The sequence below is a fragment of the Corallococcus exercitus genome (assembly GCF_003611585.1).
Taxonomy (GTDB): Bacteria; Myxococcota; Myxococcia; order Myxococcales; family Myxococcaceae; genus Corallococcus; species Corallococcus exercitus.
The window spans coordinates 1-21,594 of sequence record NZ_RAVW01000136.1 but is presented as its reverse complement, the minus strand read 5'-3'; the positions used below and the strand labels follow the sequence as shown (position 1 = coordinate 21,594).

12 protein-coding genes and 1 pseudogene are annotated in these 21,594 nt (G+C 70.5%); 7 read left to right on the top strand and 6 right to left on the bottom strand.

Annotated elements, in window-relative coordinates:
- The 5 genes and pseudogenes from D7W79_RS43705 to D7W79_RS18415 all read left to right on the top strand — a co-directional run.
- Positions 1-522, top strand: a pseudogene (locus tag D7W79_RS43705) (hypothetical protein); the annotation flags it as partial.
- Complete coding sequence (locus D7W79_RS18435) at positions 519-2,681, top strand: hypothetical protein (protein ID WP_120526696.1); 2,163 nt, start codon at positions 519-521, stop codon at positions 2,679-2,681. The pseudogene D7W79_RS43705 and the gene D7W79_RS18435, both read left to right, overlap by 4 nt.
- Before the next feature lie 1,219 nt (positions 2,682-3,900).
- Positions 3,901-4,632 carry a hypothetical protein gene (locus D7W79_RS43245; RefSeq protein ID WP_147441964.1) on the top strand — a complete coding sequence of 244 codons (732 nt, stop codon included), beginning with the start codon at positions 3,901-3,903 and terminating at the stop codon, positions 4,630-4,632.
- On the top strand, positions 4,629-4,850 hold the full coding sequence (locus D7W79_RS18420) for a hypothetical protein (RefSeq protein WP_120526693.1): 222 nt from the start codon (positions 4,629-4,631) through the stop codon (positions 4,848-4,850). Before D7W79_RS43245 ends, D7W79_RS18420 begins: the two co-directional genes overlap by 4 nt.
- 118 nt (positions 4,851-4,968) lie before the next feature.
- Positions 4,969-5,241 (top strand): hypothetical protein, encoded by a 273-nt coding sequence (locus tag D7W79_RS18415; RefSeq protein WP_120526692.1) that lies wholly within the window; start codon positions 4,969-4,971, stop codon positions 5,239-5,241.
- 75 nt (positions 5,242-5,316) lie between these two features.
- Here the strand turns inward: D7W79_RS18415 and D7W79_RS18410 are convergent, their stop codons facing one another.
- The 5 genes from D7W79_RS18410 to D7W79_RS18390 are packed head-to-tail and all read right to left on the bottom strand — an operon-like array spanning position 5,317 to position 18,553.
- Positions 5,317-6,837, bottom strand: coding sequence for a formylglycine-generating enzyme family protein (locus D7W79_RS18410; RefSeq protein WP_120526691.1), 1,521 nt, complete (start codon positions 6,835-6,837; stop codon positions 5,317-5,319).
- A gap of 1 nt (position 6,838) precedes the next feature.
- A complete protein-coding gene (locus D7W79_RS18405; RefSeq protein WP_120526690.1) occupies positions 6,839-7,609 on the bottom strand; it encodes a hypothetical protein in 771 nt (256 codons plus the stop codon).
- An 11-nt stretch (positions 7,610-7,620) separates the two neighbouring features.
- On the bottom strand, positions 7,621-8,145 hold the full coding sequence (locus tag D7W79_RS18400) for a hypothetical protein (protein ID WP_120526689.1): 525 nt from the start codon (positions 8,143-8,145) through the stop codon (positions 7,621-7,623).
- 12 nt (positions 8,146-8,157) lie between these two features.
- Positions 8,158-16,164, bottom strand: coding sequence for a hypothetical protein (locus D7W79_RS18395; protein WP_120526688.1), 8,007 nt, complete (start codon positions 16,162-16,164; stop codon positions 8,158-8,160).
- Positions 16,165-16,195: 31 nt separating this feature from the next.
- The gene (locus D7W79_RS18390; RefSeq protein ID WP_120526687.1) at positions 16,196-18,553 is read right to left on the bottom strand and encodes an AAA family ATPase; all 2,358 of its coding nucleotides are present in this window, start codon (positions 18,551-18,553) and stop codon (positions 16,196-16,198) included.
- 147 nt (positions 18,554-18,700) lie between these two features.
- Between D7W79_RS18390 and D7W79_RS18385 the strand changes: the two genes are divergently transcribed.
- Both D7W79_RS18385 and D7W79_RS18380 read left to right on the top strand, forming a co-directional pair.
- Positions 18,701-19,204, top strand: coding sequence for a flavin reductase family protein (locus D7W79_RS18385; protein ID WP_120526686.1), 504 nt, complete (start codon positions 18,701-18,703; stop codon positions 19,202-19,204).
- Positions 19,205-19,246: 42 nt separating this feature from the next.
- Positions 19,247-19,846 carry a superoxide dismutase gene (locus D7W79_RS18380; protein WP_120526685.1) on the top strand — a complete coding sequence of 200 codons (600 nt, stop codon included), beginning with the start codon at positions 19,247-19,249 and terminating at the stop codon, positions 19,844-19,846.
- A gap of 58 nt (positions 19,847-19,904) precedes the next feature.
- Here the strand turns inward: D7W79_RS18380 and D7W79_RS43700 are convergent.
- Positions 19,905-21,594, bottom strand: a 1,690-nt coding sequence (locus D7W79_RS43700; RefSeq protein ID WP_158616998.1) for a YncE family protein, incomplete at its 5' end; no start/stop codon positions are given.

Here is a 21,594-nt window from a genome sequence, read left to right as displayed (position 1 = left end):
AACCTGGCGAAGGCCGCGATGCTCTGGGAGCTGTTGGGGCTGTCCGCCGCGATGGACCTGGCGTCGGGGGAGCTCACGCTCCAGGACGTGAAGAAGGCCTTGGAGGAGAGCCAGGCGGCCCAGGTGCTGGAGGCGAGCGCGGACGAGGTGAAGGACGCCTGGGGCAACCTGAAGACGAAGACCCAGCGGCAGGCGGACAGGTTCGTGAAGGCGGTGGAGGACGCGCCGGAGGACTTCGTGGCCGCGGTGGGGCGCACGCCGGAGGAGCTGAAGGCCGCCGCCCAGCGGGGGCGCTCCACGCTGGTGGAGGTGCTGGACCAGTCGAAGGCGCACGTGGAGGAGCAGAAGGAGATCCTCGAGGGCATGGCCACGACGAAGCACTCCCAGCGCCGGGGAGCGCGTTCGCTCGCGATGGGGTTTGGAGGGCCGGGAGCGTCGGAGCGTCCGCCGAGCCCACAGCCGCCCGCGGCTGAGCCGCCCACGCCGGCTCCTGGCACGCCGAAGAAAGGAACCGGTCCGTGAGCGCGGTGAAGCGCCTGAGCATGGAGCTGGACGGGTGGCAGGCGGCCTGGAAGCAGCTGGAGGCCTTCCTGGATCGCATGGACGGCGTGGCGGATCAGGACGCGCCGCACGTGCAGACCGTGTGCGCGCTGTTGCCGGTGTTCAACGTCATCGAGCGAGCCCGCCGTCGCGCGGTCGGAATCGCGCTGGCGCCGGCCCTGGCCAGTTCTCCCCGGGGCGAAGGGCTGCCCGCGGTGTCGGTGGGTTCGCTCGTGGGGACGCAGAGCCGGTTGCCGGGGGTGGAGGAGCTGGAGTTCGCGGTGGGCACCATCGGCACGGACAGCGACGGCAAGCTCACGGGAGAGGCGGTGCTCTCAAGCACGGTGACGCTGTTCGCGTTCCGCGACGAGAAGCACGGGGGAGAGGTGGCGGTGCGAGTGCCCACGTATGACTTCGGGCCGCTGGCGGCGAGCGGCGCCGTGTCGGACGCCATTGACGCGGGCCTCTTCACCACGGACCAGCGCAAGGATGCCGCGGAGAGCGGCGTCGCGGAGCTGGGGACGTGGACGGGCCTGCGCACCGCGAGGCGGGCGCAGCTGAAGACGACGTCGGAGACGGTGTCCCTCGGCAGCGTGCTGGATGGGCTGTCCGTCTCGTCGCTTTCGAGCGCCTTCGATGCGGTGGCCTCGGGCGCCGCGGCCCGACAGGGCGAGTGCCTGGCGGACCGGAGCGTGCTGCTCCAGGCGAAGGCCACGGTGGCGGAGCAGGGCGCGGCCCCGGAGTTGATGGACGCGCTCCAGCGCGCGGCGGACTCGTTGCAGGCATCGGCGACGGACTACGGCGCTGTGGCCACGGCGCTCCAGCCTCCGCGCACCGTGATTGCGTCCGTGTCCGGCCTGGCGTCGCTGAAGACCACGCTGCGGAGGGCGGACTCCCCCGGCATCCCCGGGCAGCTGTCCAACGAGCTGACGACGCTGGACATCGAGGCGGGGAAGGGGATGGAGGAAGCGGTGGCGGCGCGGCTGGCGTACCCGGACGGCCCGCTCCGGATGCTCCGGACGCTGGAGTGGTCGCTGCGCTTCCACTGGGTGTTCCGCCAGAGGTGGTTCGACGCGCGCAACCGGGCCACGCTGGCGCCGCTGCTGCGGCAGGTGCTCAAGCCGTTCTGCGACAGCCTGACGCGGGTGCTCGCGGGACAGTCCACGGGGATTCCGCTGGTGGGCCCGGTGCTGCTGGTGAAGGACACGCCCACGCAGGCGACGGCGTTGTCGGTGACGCCCACGGTGGACCTGGGGCTGGTGCAGGCGGGGCACGTGGCGCACGTGGGAGGGGACCGGCCCACGCTGGCGCTGGTGCTGGGCTGGGAAGTGAAAGGGGCTGACAAGCGCCTGCGCATCGCGCCGCTGAACGTGTCCATCGCGACGGACGCGAAGCTGCCAGGAGTGGCGGGCATGGTGAGGAGCGGAGCCCCGGTGGATGGGAGCGCCGTGTCCATCTCCACGCAGGAGGTGTTGGACGGGCACGCGGCGGCGGGGCCTCAGGCGGACGGGGTGGTTCAGGAGCTCATCGCGCTGGGCGCGAAGCTGAACCTGCTGCTGGGGCAGGGCGGGGGAGCGATAGGGCTGGTGTCTCCGGCGGTGGCCGCGCCGTATCCAGGCCAGACGTTCAAGCTGCTGCCGCCGGTGGAGGTGGGCGCAACGCGGCTGTTCCTGGACGGGCTGCCGGTGGCGAGCACGTCCGGCTCAAGCAAGCCGGTTCAGGTGGCGAGGCCGGGGGAGCTGCTGCTGGTACGAGGCGCGGATGACGAAGGCACCTGGTGGCAGGGCGTGGCGCAGGTGGACACGGTGGACATCCGCACGGGCGCGGCGGCCCGAGCGGACGATGAGGTGCCGACGACGCCCACGCCCCTGTGCTGCGGGGACGACGAGGAGGTCGTGGTCATCACGCTGCGCGACCTGCAACTGCCGAAGGCGCTGGTGCGCGACGTGACGCTGCGGCGCGACTTCAAGGGCTTCGGAGGTCCCAGCCTCGCCACGGGCGTGATGCTGCCCATCGAGCTGGATCCCGGCACGGCGAACATCACGGTGCAGGACGGCGGCGTGACGAAGACGGTGCTGAGGGATCCGGAGCTGCGGGCCGCGACCACGGTCCTCAAGTCCTGGCTGGGAGTGCCGACATGAGCGAAGCACGAGACGACCTCTTCGCGGTGGCCGCGCTGCTCGCGGAACTGGACCGGGTGCTCCATCCGTTGGAGCGGGGAGAGGCAGGGGACTTCAAGGTGGATCCGCCCCTGCCGCCGTCCCTGCCGACGCCCGGCGCGCAGAGGCGGGGAGGGGAGACAGGCCGCACGGTGAAGACCGCGTCGCCCTCGCAGGGCCCCAGGTCCATGGGGCTCACTGAGCCTGGAGATGTGACATCCCCCGTGCTCAGACCGCCCGTTCAGGCCCCGGGCCCCACCAGGACGGAACCCCTCGCGCCGGCCCGCCGTCGTGTTCCCCGGCCTGAAGGGACGTCGGTAACGGCGCAGGAGCCACGGCCAACGGTCGAGACTCCGACTCGAATCCAGGACGAGAGTCCACGTCCCGCGAACGCGGTCCCCGTCGTCGCCAACGCCCCAAAGCCCCACATGGAGGCAGTGGAATCACACCCGGCCCGTCCGCCCATCCCGCAGGCCCGGGAGGCTCCTGCCCGGGATGTCCCCCGGGACGCGCCCGTGAGACAGGACGCTCCCTCGGTGCACTTCGATGTCGAAGCGGCGGAGGAAGCCTCCATCCCTCGAAGGAACCGGGTGCCGCGGCCCTCCGAGGAAAGAAACACCAAACGCCCACGGGTCAGCGCACGGCCCCCGGAGCCCTCCGCGCGCCGCCATCGCGTTGCCCGCGCTGTCGCGCAACCTCAACAAGAGGCCAGCCCCGTGGCGCCCGGTCTGCCCCCGGCACGGATAACGCCACGGCGAAGGCCACCCCGCGCGCCGGACCGCCTGCCAGCACCGGACCCACGAAAGGCCCCAGCGTTCCAGGACGCGCCCGGACCGCGACGTCACGACCGCGTCGCCTTGCATGAAGAGACGACCACGCGGGAACCAGCACCGGCAGGACGGAGCAAGCCGGTGGAGCCCGCACGCCCTCCATCACGGAGCGTCGGGCGCCCCACACCAGAGCCCGTGCACATCGAAGTGAAGACGTTGCTTCCTCCGCCACGAGTCGAGGTTCCGCTCCGACAGGAAGCACTGGAGGAAGACCCATGGATCGAAGCACCGGATGACGAAACGGACACCGGTGCGCGAGCCTTCTTCGTGAACGGACGTCGCGTCACGGACAAGGACCACGAAGCGCTCCATCAAGCAGAACTGCGACTGCGGCGCCGGATGACCGGCCGCTCCCAGTGGTGGAGGCGAGGATGAGCGGACTTCCTCCAAGGCAGCGATTGGGGCACCTGCTGCGCTCCCTCTCCAAACACCTTCCGGATCAGCTCGACGGCCTGCTGGAGAACGCGAGGTTCAAGGATGGCGCCGCCGCGCTCCAACGGCTCGCGGATCCGTCGCACGTGGAGAAGGCCCTGTCGCGCATGTCGCCCGAGGAGGCTGGCTGGCTCGCGGACCTGCTCACGGGGCGCTGGTCATGGATCGCCGACGTCCAGTTGGATCCCGAAGTGGCCATCGTCGCGCCCGAAGAGCTCTGGATCGGCGCGGAGCCCATCCGCCTGCCGCTGTCCCTCGCGGCGGTGGGGCTGGATGAGGGGCTCGAAGCCCTCTGGGAAGGCGCAGTGCTCCCGGGCCCGCCGTCCTCCAAGGCCACGCTCCTCGCGAAGCCACCCGAAGGCAAGGCACCCGAAGTCGCCCGCATCCGGGCCCAGGTCCGCGCGAGCGTGAAGGGCCAGCGCTGCGTGCTCATCGCGCAGACGCAGGTCGCGCTGAGGAGACCCTCGGTCGTGGTGAGCGACGACCGGCGCAGACTGCTGGCCCAGGATCAGGCGGGGCGTCCAGCGGTGGGCTGCCGCCTGGAGATAGGCGCGGAAGTGCATCTCACCGGCACCGGAGGCCTGGTGGAGCTGGAGGTCCCAGCGCCATCGGGCGTGCTGCTCAAGCTGGAAGGAATCCCCGCCGGACGCATCCCCGGAGCCAAGCCATGAAGACCCTGACGCCCCAGACGCGCAAGACGCCTGACCGCAAGCCGGCCATGAACAAGTCCATTGCGCCCTCACAGCAACCCAAGACCGACACGCCCCGAGCCCAGCTGGGAAGCGCGGCCGCGGCGCCCACGATGAAGGCCGCAGCTGGAGGCAACTTCAAGGCGAAGAGCGCACCCCGCGTCGCGGCGAACCCCAACATCCGGATGCCGAAGAAGTAGCGAGAGTTGATGCTGCCCAGCCGGTTTGTGCATGCACGAGGATATGCTGGCTCCTGCCCCGGTCTCATCCGGTGGAACTCATCATGCGCAGTGACCGAGCAGCCAATGGAGTGCCCGAATGGACAAACACAACTGGAGTGAGGCTGACGACCTTGTAGCCTTCTACCTGTATAGGTTCGGTACGGAGGGGCTTCCGTTCGACTTGCCCACCATCGCGGAGCAGCGAGGCATCAAGGAGGGGAGCTTGAAGATGCGGATCAGCAACTTCAAGGCATACGCGGGAGCGGGCAGCTTGGGAAATATTGCCCGGCAATCCGTGCAGGTATTCGAGCGGTATAAGAACGTCCATCAGACTGAGCTTCGGAGCCGCGCGTTCCCTGAGTTGAAGTAGCCCGGGCAAGCTGGCCGTAGGCCCCTGATGACTGCTGGCATCGGGGGCGGGGTTTGGCGGAGGACCGGAGTGTTGCTACGAGCGCAGCACCCACCGCACGGCGCCCACCTCATCCTCCGCCGCCACCTCGCGACGTGAAGTACACAGCGGCTGCTCACGCCCGCCGCACAGCAGACCACCCCGCGCCCACTGGGGCAGCGAAGCCACCAGCTTCTCCACGCCCCAAGGTGAGGCACGCGAAGCCCCATCCTCCATCATCGAATTGCCCCACGGGAACAGCCGCCCATCCGGCCCACGGGCCGCCATCTCCCATTCCTCGCTGGAGGGCAGCCGCAGCTCCGCGCCTTCGATGCGAGCCAACGCCGCGCACACCTGCTCCGCTTCCACACGCGTGCAGGGCAGGGCCTCCTCCGCGTCCCGCCCCGCCATCCCTACGGGCCCCTGCGAAGCGGCCAGCGCCCAGGCCGCCGCGGCCCGGCTCACGGGCACCCGCGCGACGAAGTACCCCGGTGACTTCACCCGCCGCAGCGTCCCCTCCGTCCCCAGCCAGTGCTCCACGGGCGGCACCCAGCGCGCCTCCAGCCCGGAGCGGCGCAGCCGATACGTGCCCTCCCGTTCCACCAGCGCCTCCGGAAACGACGCGGGACGCGGTCCCGGATCCACGGGCGTCGTCAGCGCATACAGAAGCAGACTGGGATCGTTCCGCACGTCCACGGGGCCGAGCAGAGCGCGCAGGAGCGGCTCCATCCGCGCGCGCTTCGGTGAACCCTCCGGGGGCGGAGGCCGGCCCGCGAGCAACTCGGCCACGAGGTTCCGCAGGCCCGCATAGAAATGCCGGTCCATCGGGGCCGCGCCTTCTCGCGTCGACGTGGGCATATGCGCCTCGCGCAGCGCCGGCAGCACCGAGCGGGCCTGGAGCCGCGCCGCCGCCAGCACCGCCGTCACCCGCACCTCCGCGTCCTCGTCCACCAGCGCCGAGTTCAGCACCGCGTCGATGTCCGGATTCGAAGCCGTGGAGTCGTGGATGAGCCAGCGCAGCACCTGCCGCCGCTGCTCCTCGCCGGGCAGGTGCGCGAACAGCACCGAGCGGTCCGGATGCGCCTCCTTCTCCGCCTTCAGCCGTTGAAACGCCTCCTCCGTCCCGTCCGGCACCAGCGATGCCAGCACACGCTCCGCGGTCCGCGACACGCTGAACTCCGGGTGGAACCTCAGCGCCGCCACTCGGTCCAGCGACGCGCGCTCGCGCAGCGCCTCCGTGGCCAGCAACCCCAGCAGCACCTCCCGCGTCTCCGACGACGTCAGCAGTTCCATGAGCGCGGGAGCATCCAGCACCGGCACCGCCTTGCGCACGGTCGCCCATTGCCCCACCGCATCGCGGCCGGAGAACTCCAGCACCCGCAGCCGGAGCACCGGGTTGAACGTGTAGTGCAGCGAGGTGTCCGTCCCGCGGTGCACGTACACCGCGAGCTCCGGCTCGCCGGGGATGAGCGGGGGCGTCTGGCCTTCGGATTGGAGGAACCAGCCCAGCGCCGACAGCACCCTGTCCATCGCCTCGAACGAAACCTCCGGCCGCGCGACGAGGGCAGGGGAGCGCATCTCAGTCAGGCCTCACGAGCGCATGCAGCGACTCACCCACCCGCGCCACCGGCCGCCCCTCCAGGCCCGCGAAGTACGCGCGCGCCGCCCAGACCAGGTCACTCCACGAGGCCCGCTCCGCGGCCTTGTTCTTCGGAAAGCCCTCCACGTAGGACTCCCACGCGGGCCGCACCGCTTCCGACGGGGCACGGACCTTCATCGCCGTCGCCAGGTAGCGCACGAAGCCCTGGACGTTGAAGCCGAACTGCTCCCCGGGCGTGAGCGTCGCCGGAAGCTTCCCGCCCCCCACCAGCTTCGCCGCCAGGTCCGGTTCGCCCAGACACAGCGCCACCAGTCCGCAGCGATAGAGCAACAGGTCGTCCTGCTTCTTCACCGTCTTCGCGATGGCCTCCAGCCACGCCTTCGCGGGCGAGGCTTCCACCAGCCCCTGCGTGGTCCCGCAGGCCTCCGCCGCGTTCACGAACGACAGCACCTGGATGGCGACGCGAGGCGGATCCACCGACTCGAAGAGCCGTCCTGCCTGCGTGAGCGCGGGCTCGCACATCGGCACCAGCGGCTCCGCCGCCGCACGGGCCTCCCCAGCACCCGTCAGCACGACGAGCGACGCCAGCACATCCGCCAGCGTCCGCAGGTGCGTGACCGGGGTGTTCGGCTTCGCCAGTGCCATCGCGGTGAAGCGCTTCATGAACTCCCGCGCGTGGGTGTCCTCTCCCCACTCGGAGGAGAAGAGCCCGGCCCACGTGCCTGGAGCGCTGTTCGAGGACTCGGCCATGTCATCCCGCCTTACGACTGCTTCCGCTGCTGGAAGACGGCCATGTGGCGGCTCCACAGGGCTCGGTGTGCATCTTTGACGGGCGCCGCGGCGCGCTGCAATCGCTCGAAGAGGCCACCGTCCTCCGCCTCCTTCCGCAGCTTCGCGACGAACTTCGTCTCCGTCTTCAGCCCCGCGTCCTTGCTCCGCTGGAGCCGCGCCAGGTTGGCTTCCTCCCAGGCACCCAGGTCAAGCTCGCGTGCGAGCGTCAGCAGCGCGTCCACCTCCGCCTCCGTGCGGGTGAAGCGCTCCAGGAAGCGCTCCACCGTTCCGTAAGCCTTCTTCTCCTCCGGTGCGCCGGCCTCGGTGAGCAGCAGGCTCTTGGCCACGCCCACGTCCAGCTTCGGGATGGTCCGCAAGGGCGCATCACAGAAGGGACAGGCCGACGGCTCCTGGAGGACGGTCCGCCGTCCTCCGTCCAGGTCCACCTTGTTGTGGACGGTGAACGTGGAGCCGCACACGAAGCAGGTGACGGGAGTCGAGGGAGCAACGCGCATGTCGGAACCTCATCATGGAGGAGGCCAGTTGGGCGGCAAGAGATCGATGACGCGGCGGCCGAAGCTCTCCGCGTCCGTTTCAATGGGCTGCCGGAAGTACCGGGGGTTCCCCGGCCCGTAGTAGTGCCCGCCGGAGCCGGGCAGGTTGCGCCACCACCGGCGAGAGAACGGATGCGACTGCCGGCCCAGCGAATACTGGTAGGCCTGATACGCCTGATAGTAGTGGCGCGACTCGTGGACGGCGGTGCCCACCGCGTCGCCCACGTCCAGGTTCTCGTTGATGACGATGACGCCCCGCCGGTCCAGGGGCGAAAGCCGCCCCTGGGGCGTCATGTGGAAGTTCCACTCCATCCAGCCGTAGTCCCCCGCCGCCAGGTTCTGGAACTGGACCCGGGGACGGCGTGACTGGGGGATGCCCAGCGCGTCCATGGCCGCGCCCACCGACTTCTTGAGCGCCTGCTGCCGGTCGCGCAGCGACAGCGTGCCGAACGTCGCGGGGTCCAGCTCCGGGATGGCTTCCAGGCCCGCCTGGAGGTCGCGCATCTGCGCCAGCTCGAAGGGCTTGAACCGGCGGATCCTCCAGCTGCGTGACACGGTGATGTCGAAGTCCCCCCAGCCCAGCACGTTGCCGGTGGGGCCAATCGTGCGCACGCGCTTCGCGTTCTCGAACGGTTCGAGGATCCGGGTGATCTCCCCGGGCTTCACGGTCGGGTCCAGGCTGTGGATGAGCCCCTTCAGCTCGTTGGGGTCGATGTTGTACTGCGCCAGCAGGCCCGGCTTGCGCTTCGTGCCCTGGAGGGCCTTCTCCACCTTCTCCAGCGCCTTCATCGTGGGCTTGACGCGGCCCTTGTGCAGCGCGGCCTTGAAGTCCTTCATCAAGGTCTCGATTTCGGCGCGGGCTGCGGCTCCCTCGGGGATGACCGCGTGGACCAGGGACAGCTTGCGCCACGCGTCCGCGATGCGCTCGACGCGGCCCACCAGGTCCCGGCCCGGCGCTGGCAGGGGCGTCTTCGGCCCGATGCGCAGCTCGATGGAGAGCTGCCATTCGTCGATGGCCTTGCCCAGCGCTTCCAGGTGCGCGGGCCCCAGGCCATGCGCCTTCGCCCAGGCCAGGTCGGTCAGCTTGTCGCGCAGCTCGTCCAGGTTCTGGCGGAGATTTTCTCCCACCGCGGTGAACTTCTCGAGCGTCGGAGCGTGGCCACCGCCCTTGACCTCCACGACGTGGAGCTTGGCGAGCTTTGGATCCGCGGCGTGGTCGAACTCGACAATGATCTCGTCGAAGCCGCTGCCCTGCGCCTCGCCCAGGGGCTTGAAGTCCAGCCGCCTGAACTTCTCCGTCGGGCCCAGTTGGTTGCCGAGCACCGCCTCCGTCATCTTCTTGGACTGGATGTTCTCCAGCGCCCCGCCGGCCTCGGTGGTGAGGCTGCCGCGCACTTCCCAGCGGTTGCCGGGACGCTTGGACATGATGAGCTGGAGGTATTCCTTCTCACCGCTGGCGCGCGTCACCTCCACCAGCTTGTAGTAGCGGCGCTCCGTGGTGCCGGGCTTGAGCTCCTCCCAGGCGGGGCCGATCTGCGCGACCGTGTCCTTCGGGTCCAGCTTCAGCGTGGTGCGCGCGCGCTGCGCATCCGTGAACACCTGGCGCTCCGCGCCCGCGATGAACGGATCGTCCTTCAGCGGAGGCGACTTCGAGAACGGTCCCACCTCCGGATGGTCGGCGTGATGCACGGTGTTGGGCCAGGCCTCGTTGGCCCGGCCCGTCTGCCGGATGACCGGCTCCGTGTCCGTCACGGTGAGCACCGGCGCCTGCTGTTTCTTGCCGCCCCCGCGCTTGCGGGCCGCGGTCTTCGCCGTCGCCTTCGGGGGCTTCTTGGTGAACAGGCGCGGCGGTTCGTTCAGGTACTGCGGCTTCGCGCGCACGCCCTGGCCGAACTCCGCCAGGTCCAGGGGCGTGAAGGCGTCCACCTCCTTCATCCGCTGGCGCAGGTTCTCCAGCGTCTTCTCGCCCTGCTCGATGCGGCGGGCCGCCTCCGCGGGGTCCATGGACACGCCGCGCTTGCCCTCCAGCGACGCCAGCAGCGACTCCTGCGCGTCGATCTCCAGAAGCAGCTTCTTGCGGTAGAGCTCGAACTGCTTCTCGATGGGCAGCCTGTCCCAGTGCCGCAGGGCCGTTTCGTCCAGCGACTTGACCAGGTCGCGCGTCGCCTTGTCGTGGCGCTGGAGCAGGTGCAGGCCCTCCTCGCCCAGGTCCGACAGGTCCGCGCCCGCCTTGACGACGATGGTGGGCTTGCCCCGCCGGAACATCGTGACGGCCTGGGCGGACTTGCTGTCGGTGAGCGACTCGAAGTCCGCCTCGGACAGCATCTCGATGGGCGTGTTCGCGAACGCCTTCCGCTGCGCGGGCGGGATGTGCTCCAGCAGTTCCTTGCGCATCACGCGCTGGAGCTGCTTCTTGTCGAAGTCGTTCGACAGCTGCTTGAGCAGGCTGTCGTCGAACTCGCGCAGGAACTCCTTCATGTTCCCGGCGGGGTTCTCTGCCTTCCACTTCCTGAAGAGGGTCACCCGCTCCTGGGGTGTGCCCCGGAAGTGCAGCAGGTCGCCGGTGCGCGGAGGCACGTGGGGCTTGGAGATGCCGCCCAGCGCGCCCATCCCCCCGGCCAGCACCGCGCCCGGCGCCGCCTGCATCGCGGTGCCCGCCAGCACGTTGAAGAGCGCGTTGCCGCCCTTGTAGTTCTCGTCGTTGAGGACGTTGCCAAGGAACGCGGAGGGCACGGACTGCACCAGGCCTTCGGCGCCCTGGGCCAGGCCGTGCGCCGTCACCCGCGCCAGCATCCCGCCTTCCTTCGCCATGCGCGCCAGGAACCCCAGCTCGAGCAGCCTGGAGCCCACGCCCGCGGTGGCCGCGGAGACGAGGGCGTCCACGGCGCCCACGGCCGCGTCGGTGGCCGCCTCCTCCCAGCCGTAGGCGGCGCCCTTCATGGCGGCCTTCGTCGCCATCATCACGGCGGCCGTCGCCAGCGCCGTGCCCACCAGCACCGTGGAGCTGGCCATGAACGCGCCGAAGGCCGCCCAGAACCCCGCGCCCACGGGCGGGGCGAAGATGCTCACGATGACGCCGATGACGACCACCACCGCCATCACCACCGCCCCGAGGATGTTCACGAGCCGGTCGGTGACGAAGTCCACCTGCTCGCGGTGCATCTTCACCGCCTCGTCGGCGTGCTCCGCCTGGACCGCCACGCGCTCGGACTTCTTCTCCCAGTCGTCCTGCCACGCGCGCAGCCCGTCGGCGGTGTAGTTCTTGTCGCCGGGCCTGGGGCGCATCCGCTCGTGCCGCTCCAGCGCGGCCACCTCGGCGGAGAGCGCGGACGCCTGGCCCAGCACCAGCTGGTACTCCGAGGACGCCATGCCGTTGGTGGAGCGCGCCTCGAAGTCCACGCGGCGCCACGCGCGGGCCGCCTTCTCCTGGGGCGTGACGGGTTCGCCGAAGTCCACCAGGTCGAGGATGTCGAACTCCTCGCGTCCGCTCAGGTCCTCGTCCAGCCGGTCCCGGAAGCGCTGGTAGGGCGTGCGCGTGTCGCCAGGGTCGGGCGGGTTGTTCTTCGCCCACTCCTCGGCGATGGCCTGGATCTCCGCCTTCGTCTTGCCGGCCAGGACCTCCTTGAGCGCGTCCTCGTCCGTGCCCACGCCCTGCACGGCGTACTGAACGATCTCCGCGTCGGTGAGGTAGCCCTTCTCCAGGAGCGCCGCGACCGCTTCCCGGTCCGCGCCGGACGTGTCCATCAGGACGGCCTGCTCGAAGGTGGCCTGAAGGTGCGTACCCTCCACGTAGGCGCTGTCGTACTCGGCCGCCAGCGCCTTCATGGTCGCCGGGGCGTTGGCCTGTGCCTGGGCCTTCGCCTTGCCATCCACCTCCTTGCGTTCCTTCGCGATGCGGGCCTGGACCTTCTCCGGGCTCCACTTGTCCAGGAACTCCAGCTCGCTGATGCGGCCCTTCCTGCGGTCCTCCTCCGTGAGGGGGCCCTCGCTGGCGGGCTTGACCTTCGCCTCGTCCAGCCCGCGCTCGATGTCCAGCCGCTCCTGGATGTCCAGGTAGCCGTCGCGGCGCGCGTCGGCGATCTGCCGCTTGCCCTCGGCGGACATCGCGTCGCGGATGATCTTGTCGTCCGCGTAGAAGACGCTGGTGTGCTCGATGCGGATGCGCGCCGCATCCACCTGGAGCCCCTTGTCGTCGCGCAGGCCCTCGATGAGCTTGAGGTCGGCGCCCTGCATCTCGTCGTGGAACGCGGCGCTGAGCGCGCTTTCCCCGGCGGTGCGCTCGGTCCAGTCCTTGCCGTATTGTTTCTCGTACGACGCGTCGAGCGCCTGGTTGCGCTTGAGCAGCTCCGCGCGAAACGTCTTGGTGTCCCAGCCGTACTGCTGCGCGTCGGCCTCCGTCTCCTTGCGGATGCGGTCGTAGACGCCCTCCATGGCCTTGCGGTCGGTGCCCAGGCCGAAGAACCAGCCGCCGCGCATGGCGCGGTCCATCTCGATGGCGCGCGCGTCCTCGGTGCGGCCCTCCACCAGGGCGTGCATCTCGTCCACGTCGTGCGTCTTGAGCGCGCCGCTGCGCAGCTCGTCGTCCATCTTGGTGACGAGGTCCCGGCCGTACTTCGCCTGGTAGGCCTTCTTGATGGCTTCGATCTGCTCCTGCGTCTTGCCGCGCAGCAGGTTGAGGATGGCGTCCTCGTCCGTGCCCCAGCCGGTCCCGAAGAAGGTGCCCTCCATGGCGTCGTCCAGCTCCACGGCGGCGGCCTTGGCGGCGTTGCCGGAGAGCAGGGCCTCGGCCTTGTCCCAGTCGTGCGTGGTGGTGCTGAAGAAGTCGTCCAGCTCGCTCTTGAGCCGCTCGCGCAGATCCTCGTTGTGCTCGCTCTTGTAGAGGAGCTCGATGTAGTGGCCCTGCAGCGGGTTGAGGTTGGCGAGCGCGTCGAAGATCTTCTTCTCGTCCGTGCCCCACTGGTCCACGCCCTCCCAGACCTTGAGGCTGATGTTGCGGGCGCGGTTGCTGAAGAGCGGCTCCTGCTGGTCGACGACGGTCTTCAGGCGCTCCAGGTCGGTGGAGGCGAGCAGCTCCTTCTCCAGCGCCTCCATGAGCGGCTTCTTGCGCTGGCCGATGATGCGCACGGCCAGGCCCTCCGCCAGCGCCTGCACCGGGTCCTTGCCGCCCTTGCCGTAGTAGGAGAGCAGGATGGCCTTCTGCTCCTCGCTGAGGGCGCTGTTGCCCTTGATGGCCTCCTCGTCCAGTGCCTCGCCCTGGCGCAGGCGCACCTCCGCGAGGAACAGCATGTTCTGGTCCAGCGACCCCTTGTTCTCCGCCGCGCGCGCGGCCTCCCACGCGCGGCTCTCGTCGTGGGCAGCGGCCAGCCAGTCGATGATCCACCCGAGCAGCCGGTCCCAGAAGCCGCGCTCGTAGCCGATCTGCTTCGCGTGCCAGTCGCGGATGACCTCCTTCGCCTCCTTGCCGGCGTCGCGCAGCTCCTGCTGATAGCGCTCCACGCTCTGGTCGATGTCGCGCTTCGCCTTCGTGACGACGGCGCCAATCTCCTTGCGGCGGTCCTCCAGCCACTTCTTGGTGGGTCGGTACGCCTCCGTGGCGGCCTTGAGCTTCACCGGATCATCACCGGCGTCCTTCTTGAGTTCCCACTCGTCCTGGAGGGCGGCCAGCTCGTAGGCGCGCATCTGGTCGGTCGCGGCCTTCGCGAAGGCTTCCTTGAAGCGCTTGCCGTTCTGGTCGTACCGGACGACCCAGTTGCTCACCTTGGTGTCGACCGCGGCGATGAGGGCGTCGCGCTTGCGGCGCGCTTCGGTCAGGTCGACGCCGCCCTTGATGGCGGCGGCCTTGGCCTCGGACTGCGCGTCCAGCGAGGCGCGCATGCGCGACAGGGAGTCGGCGAAGGTCTTGCCGCTCTCCTCCAGGCGCGTCTTCGCGTCCTCGTGGGCCTTGCTGAGCGTCTGGGTGGTGGCGGTATGTGAATCCACCAGCTGCTTGCGGCGGGCCTCCACCTTCGCGTCCAGGTCCTCCTTCTTGATCTGCGCGGCCTCCGCGACTCGCTGGAGCTCGGCGGCGAAGAGGGGCCGCTCGGCGGTGATGAGCGCGGTGCCCCAGGACGCGTCCAGGCCGCCCGGGACATACGCCTCGTGGGCCTTCTGGACGGAGGCGTCCGCGTACTTGTCCGGGGCGGCGAGCAACCGCGCCAGCACGTCGCCAATGTCCACGCGCGCGAAGTCGGGGACGTTGATGGGCGCGGGCGCGGCCTGTTCGAGGACGGTGATTCCCTTCGCGGGCTCCTTGGGCTGGACCTTCGCCTTCTTCTGCGTGTCGGCCGCGGCGGTGATCTTCTTCTGGAGGAGCGTCCAGTCCTTGAGCTTGTCGGGGTCGGTGGGCTTCGGGCCGCCGGGCTTGTAGACGATGTCGCCGAGCGGGCCCTTGATGAGCATGTGCCCGCCGTCGTCGCGCATGAGCTGCGAGCCGATCTCCGGCACGTGGCCCAGCGGGCTCTTCTGCAGGTCGGGGAGCTTCGCTTCCTTGACCTCCAGCTTCCGCTCGCACTTCGCATCCACCAGCGAGGAGGCCTTGCCGGTGGGGTCGTCCGGGATTGCGGGCAGGTCCTTCGGCTGCTGCGCCGGGGTGATGGCCTTCTTGCCCTCGTCCTCCAGTTGCTTGAGGCGCGCGGCGCGGACCGCGTTGGGGTCCACGGCGGCCTGGATGATCTTGAACGTGTAGCGGGGCGCGGGAGGAAGCTGGGGCTCCGGCACCTTCGCCGTGGTGCTGGCGATGCGGCCCTTCCAGGCGGCGACGGGATCCGCGCCCTCGCTCGTCGCCGGAGCAGCGGGGATGGGCGCTGCCGTGACGGGCGCTTCCGCCGTGGGAGCGGGAGGCGGAGCCGGAAGCGGGGCAGGGGGCTCCACCGCGATGGCACCCGTCGGATCCGGCGCGGCTTCCAGGCCCTGCTGGATGCCCTGGACGCCCTGCGCGTGGGCCTCGGCCAGCTGCTTCTGCGAGTCCATCGCGGCCGGAGCCACGGGGACCGCGAGCGAGGGGCGCTCCTCGGGATGGCCCGTATCGACCGTGGCATCCGTCTGGATGGGAGGAGGCTTCGCGACGGCTCCGGGCCCCGTGCCACCGGAGGCCGGACGGATGACGATGCGGACGTCGCCTCGTGCCGACAGCTCGGAAACCACTGTGTCGATGCGCGCGGCCTCATCCATGCCGCCGGGGGCCGTTCCCACGGGGAGCGCGGCGGGCTCGGGCGTTGGATCCGGCGTGGCTGTCGCACCGCCTGCGCTGGAGGCATCGACGGTGGTCTCCGCCGGGGGCGCGCCGATGGGCGACGTGCTGCCCCCCAGTCCCGCCGCTTCGACGCTGCCATCGAGTGTCGCCGGGCCTCCGGTGAACGGGCTGAGCGCCAGCGGGGTGGACGGCGTGAGGTCGGAAGCGCGGGCCTCGGCCAGCCACGCGGCGAGGTCTCCGAGCTGATCCGCGGAGCCCGGGGGCAGCACGGACCTGCGCGCCGCCGCACGTTGCCGGGCGTCCTCCTCCTGCTGCGCGAGGGTCGCGGGCTGGGAAGCCCCCGCCGCCTGCGCGAGCCCGGTGTTCGGTTGCGGTGCGAGCCCGTGGATGCCCAGCTCCGCCTCGATGGCGCCGGGCGTGGAGAGCAGCGCGACCTCCGGCGGGTGGCCTGCGCACGGCTCGAAGAGGTGCGAGCGCGGACCGCCCAGCGTCCGCCACGCCGGGTCGCTCCAGCGGCGCTCCTGGTCGCGCGCGGCCTCGCGAAGCACGGGCCCATGCAGGGCCGGGGACGCGCCCTTCAGTGACGCGAGCCGGGCCGCCAGCTCGCGCGCGGGATTGGAGGAGGACGGGCCCCGGGGAACGACACCCGGTGCGCGGGGCAGGGTCGCGGAGGACGAGGGTGTGCGCCCGGAAACCTTCCGGATCGAGGCCTTGGCGGACGCCTTCGAGCCCTGTTCACGGATGCGCACGGTCCCCCCCGCACCATCAGTGAAGGGGACGCTAGGTCATCTCCACATCCAGCACCAGGGAGGCCCGGATGGGATGTCCATGACTGCTCCAGAAGCGGTGGAGCAGGTCGAAGTCATAACTCTCCTGGACGCGAGGTGTGAGCTTGCGGCCATCCAGCTCGTGCGGAAGGCCGCGAGCCAGCAGCCCATGGAGCACGCCGAGCAGCTCGTGCTCCTCCTCCGCGCGGTTGGACCAGGCGGAGACGATGAGGCCCAGTCGCAGCGCGCCGTTCTGGGTGACGGCCAGCCGGTAGAGCGCGAGCGACACGGCGGGCCGCTTCCCCGCGAGCGCCTCCCGGGTGGGAGAGCCGTGGAGGATGTGGATCTCCTTGAGGAAGTGTTGGCGCAGCTGCGAGTCCAGCGCCTCCTGGAACACCTCCGCCACGCGGCGCAGCCGTGTCCCCGCGTCGGAGGGAGCATCCGCTTCCGGACGCCGGGAGAGCCGGCCCAGCTCGTACAGCTCCAGGGCGACGGCGCGCTCCAGGTGCTCCTGGGCCAGCGGCGCGCCGGCCTGCTCAGCGAGGAAGATGGCCTTGAGGGCGGCGTTGCGGATGTCGCCGCCCGCCAGCCGGTGCCGCTGGGCGAGCCCGGCCAGGTCCAGCGTCCCCGCGCGAGGCACACTCTCCGGAAGCATCAGCTCCCAGATGCGGCGGCGCTCCTCGACCTCGGGGAAGGGGAACTCGATGCGCGCGTGGAAGCGGCGCAGGAACGCTTCGTCGATGGCGGTCTGGAGGTTGGTGGCGAGGATGATCAGCCCGTCATGGCGCTCGATGCGCTGGAGGAGGAAGCCGACCTCCAGGTTGGCGAAGCGATCATTGGCGTTGCTGACCTCCGTGCGAGCGGAGAACAGCGAGTCCGCCTCGTCGAAGAACAGCACGGCGCCAGCGCGCTCGCCGTGGGACAGCACCTCGTCGATGTTCTTCTCCGTCTCGCCCACGTACTTGCTGACGAGCCGCGACAGGTCGACGACGTACAGCGGCCGGCCCACCGCATGGGCGATGACCTCCGCGGCCAGCGTCTTCCCGGTGCCGGAGCGTCCGGAGAACAGGGCCACCGGACCGGTGTTCAAGCGGAAGCGGCGCGACAGGCCGCGCTCCTCGGCGACGCGGTCGCGCTGGGCCACGTAGAACAACAGGCGCTCCAAGGCCGCGCGAGTCGTGTCGCGCACCACGAGGTCCGCGAACGTCCGCGACGTCTCCAGCCGGTAGCCATGGCGCAGCGGCACCTGCACCCGCCGCGACGCAGCGGCGCGAAGGGCGTCCGCATCCCCCCCCGGAGCTGAATCGAACACGCGGCGGAGCTCCTGGAGCCCGCCCCGAAAGCCAGACGCCAGCCGTCCCGCGTCCGCCTCCGTCAATGACAGTCCCCGGGCCCGGGCCTCCTCCAGCCACAGCGCCCGCCGCTGGATGAAGCCCAGGGCAGGAGCCTCGTGGTGCGGCACGGCGACAGGCTGCGCGGAGTCCGCGAGCACCAGGGCCCGCCCGCCGAAACGCTGGCACAGGCCCGACAGCGTCTCCGTGACGGAGAGCGCCAGTCCACGCTCACATCCGGACACGTCCAGGGCCAGCAGGGCTCCGCGCACGGAGGCCAGGCGCCAGAGGGCCCGAGCCATGGAAACGGGCTCCAGCGTGCCCGCCCACCGCGCGACGACCCATGGCATCCCCACCTCGGCGGCGAACTCCATCGCCACGCCCAGGCGTTCACCCTCGCCATGCACGACGGCGAACATCCCCGGCGCCGCGCGCTCGCCGGACGGCAGGGAGTCCGCGCCATGCCACTCCAATGGGATGTCACCCAGCACGGAGGGGCGGGGCAATTCCAGCAGGGCTTCGCGGACCTCCGGAGCCAGGTCCACGGGCCGGAGCATGGGAGGAAAGGCGCCAGCGCCCGTCTGTAGCAGGCCGCCCCCCACGAGGAGCCCGCTGTCGGTCAGCGACGCCATCAATCGCTGCGCGCGAGCCGGCGTCCGGCCCAGCACGGTGAGCAGCAACCGCTCCACGTTCCAGCCCTGCGCGGTCTCGTCCTGGAGCACGGCGAACAGGCGCGGGTAGCGCGGCTCCAGCCAGGCCGCGAGCAGGAGCAGCAGGGCCGCCTCCTCCACGGTGTCGACGCGCAGCGAGGCCCGCAGCCGGGCGAAGGGAAGGGGAGGCGAAGCGCCCAGGAGCGGCGTCTCCGCGAGCGCGGTGCTGAAGGCCAGCTCCGCCGTGGAGGGGCGCACGGTGGTGCGCACGGCATCCCAGCCACTCTCCTGCTCCCCCCGAAGCTTCGACGCGCGGGCCTCCTCCAGGTCACACACCTGGACGAGCAGCGCATCCAGACGCCTCAGCGTCTCCCCCCACAACGGATCCATGGGCGCCTCCAACCGGCCAGCATACGGGGGGGCCGGCGGATCCGGCCATCAGGGAGCCCCAGGGGGCGGTGCCACTGCGTTGGTATTCCGCCAATGCATTGGAGGAAGTGCTGACCCGGTGGCGGGGCGGGTGGTAGAGACCGGCACATGACTCAGAGCGGTACTGAAGGGGTGTCGGCCCCCGAGTTCCGGGAGGCGATGTCCCGGTGGGCGAGCGGGGTGGCGGTGGTCTCCGTCCGAGACACGGACGGGGTCGCGGCGACGACGGTCAGCTCCTTCAGCTCCCTCTCCCTGACGCCTCCGCTGATCGTCCTGTCGCTGCAGCAGTCCTCCCGCACGCTCAAGCGCGTGGAGGCCGCCCGTCGCTTCAGTGTGAGCGTGTTGTCCACCTCCCAACGCGACGTGTCGGTCCGCTGCGCGAAGGGGGAGGCCGAAGGCCTGGTGTTCGACGAAAGCACCTTCGTGCAGGACAGCCTGGTGGGTCTGGCGTGCGCTCTGTTGGATGTGCACCGTTACGGCGATCACCTGTTGCTGGTGGGCCGCGTGGAGCGCATCCAGCGGGGAGCGGAGGCTGAGCCCCTGCTCTACTGGAACCGGGCGTATCGCGCGCTGACGGCGCACCCGGAGCCAGGGCCCGCCCCGAAGTCGTGAAACCGCAGACGAACCTCACGTAACCCAGAAAGGACGTACCCGATGCCCTTCACGCTGCCCGAGCTTCCGTACAAGAAGGACGCGCTGGCCCCCCACATGAGCGCGGAGACGCTGGAGTACCACCACGACAAGCACCACGCGACGTATGTGAACAAGCTGAACGAGCTGACCGCGGGCAAGCCCGAGGCCACCAAGTCGCTGGTGGAGGTCATCCTCAGCAGCGATGGCGCCGTGTTCAACAACGCCGCCCAGGTGTGGAACCACACCTTCTTCTGGAACTGCATGACGCCGACCAACGGTGGCGGCAAGCCGACGGGAGAGGTCGCGGAGGCCATCAACCGCGACTTCGGCTCCTACGAGGAGTTCAAGCGGCAGTTCGCCGACGCCGCCGCCACGCAGTTCGGCTCCGGCTGGGCGTGGCTGGTGCAGGACAGCGCCGGCAAGCTGTCCGTGATGAAGACGGCCAACGCGGACCTGCCGATGAAGCACGGCAAGAAGGCCCTGCTCACCATCGACGTCTGGGAGCACGCCTACTACATCGACTACCGCAACGCGCGCCCCAAGTTCATCGAGACCTTCCTCACCAGCCTGGTGAACTGGGACTTCGTGAACCAGAACATGAAGGCCACGGAAGTGAAGTGATGTGAAGCAACGGGAACCGCGCGGCCCGGCTCGGTACGGTCCGGAGCGGCGCGGTTCCTCAGTGTGGCGAAGGCCGGGCCCCGGCCAAGCCCTCCACCAGGAACAGTCGCGAGAGCGCCTCGTTGTAGCTGTATGCGTAGGACGCTCCGTCCGCGGAGAGCGCCAGCGTCATCACGGAGATGAGGCCCGGCATGACGCCCCGCGAGGGGACGGTCAGGTGCGGAGTGCTCGCGCCGGTCCTCACGTCGACGTGGGAGATGCGCACCGGCAGCGAGACGCTTCGCAGGTAGAGGGCCTCTCCGCTCGCGTCCCAGCCCACCACCGTCTGGTGCGTGAAGCGGCCGGGGACGGTGCTTCGCGCCTCGCCTGTCGCGGAGAACACGCGCAGGTTCCCTTCCGCATCCACGGCCGCGAGCCGTGCGCCGTCCGGGGAGATGGCCGTGTCGAAGCCCGTGCCTTCCGGCGTGATGGGCGTGGGGGCTCCGGCACCGGGCTCGAACACCCACAAGCGGGCGCCATGGCCCTCCTCGTTGGCGCGCAGGAGCAACCGCTTCCCATCCGGGAACCAGCGCGCGGTGAGCACCGTGGCGACCGGCGCGAGCGACAGGGGACGCGGCTCCCCCGCGCCCGTGGGCAGCAGCAGGTACTCCATCCGCTCGCCGTAGCGCGCCGTGAACACCTGCTTGCCGTCCGGAGACAGCGCCATGGGGATGCCATCTCCCAGCCGGACCGGTGGGGCGCCATCGGTGGTCCGCAGGTAGGCACCGTAGGTGGGGCCCTCCACCTCTCCGCCCTCCGCGAAGACGACCGTCCGGCCGTCGCGGGACAGGTCGGTCATGAACGAGGAGTCCGACCACGCCAGGTCGCGCTCCGCCCCCGCCTGCCCGAACGCGAGCCCGGTGCGGATCACCGGGTGGTCCACCAGGACGGCGCCCTCGCTGGAGATGTCATGCAGCACCATCCTCCCGGCGATCCGATCCACCGGCCGCGGCGTGCCTCGCAGGTCGACCGCGAACAGCTCGGAATCGGCGCCCGTGCGGGAGGCGGTGAACCACACCTCGCGTCCATCCGGAGCCCACGCGAGCCCCCGGATGCTCGCCCAGTCCGCGGAGAGCTCCCGGGGCGGGCCTTCCTTCTCCAGCACCCAGACCCCGCCCCGGTCGTCCTTCGGATGCGCGTGGAACAGGAACGCGATCCGCGCTCCGTCAGGAGACACGCGCGCGTGGCTGATCCACCCCTGGGACTCGAAGCGCACCGTGCCGGGAGGCTGCTCCAGCCGGAAGTTCTCGCCCACGCGGCGCACCACCGCGAGCGGTCCATCGCTCCGCCCCCAGTCCGCCTCCAGCACGCCGTCGAGCACGGCCCTCGGCGCGCCACCGCCCAGCGGCATCAGGCCCAACGTCCCGCTGCCATGGTCCGCGTCGAAGAAGCGGGGCTCGAGCAACACCGCCAGCTCTCCGCGTGACGACGTGGCGAGCACGTCCGCGGGGTATCCCATCGGCTGTGACAGCGGCCGTTCGGTGCGCGCGCTGTAGAGCTCCGCGCGACCTCCCTCCCACGCCGCGCCATAGAGCAGCGTGTGGCCGTCCGCGGAGAACCGCGCGTTGAGCACGTGGCCCCGGCGGAACGTGACGGGGCGGTACGTCGGGCGCGACGCCTGCACCGCTGCCGCCGCCGGGGCCGCCTGCCCGCGCCCGAGCGCCAGGACCCCTCCGGCCACGCACAGCAGCACGACCGCCGCGCCCGCG